1 pseudogene is annotated in these 379 nt (G+C 68.1%); it reads left to right on the top strand.

Annotated features, from left to right (window positions below):
- Positions 1 to 379: pseudogene (locus L692_RS32820) on the top strand (PLP-dependent aminotransferase family protein); the annotation flags it as partial.

The following is a 379-nucleotide window of genomic DNA, read 5'->3' as shown; positions in this document are numbered from 1 at the left end:
GAGCCGCTGAAGGCGCTGGACCGGGAGGAGCGGGTCGTGTACATTGGCTCCTTCTCCAACACGATGTTCGCCGGGCTTCGTCTCGGCTACGCGGTCCTTCCGCCGTCTCTGGTTGCGCCAACGGTAGCCGCGAAGGCGCTGTACGAGCCGCTTCCCGCCGGACTGCTGGAGCAGCGGGCGCTGGCCCGCTTCATGTCGCTCGGCGTATATGCCCGCCATATCCGGCGCATGACGCGCCTCTATGGCGAACGCGGCCGCATTCTCCGCGAGCTGCTGGTCGGAATACCGGGCGGGCTGTTTCATCCGCAGCCCGGCGACGCGGGGCTGCATATCTACGCCCGCTGGCGGCGGAGCGCAGAGGAATTCGCCCGCTTTCAGG

The sequence above is a fragment of the Paenibacillus forsythiae T98 genome (genome assembly GCF_000520735.1).
Classification (GTDB): Bacteria; Bacillota; Bacilli; order Paenibacillales; family Paenibacillaceae; genus Paenibacillus_AQ; species Paenibacillus_AQ forsythiae.
Note: the sequence above shows the minus strand (reverse complement) of the source record. Positions and strands in the feature narration are given on the sequence as shown.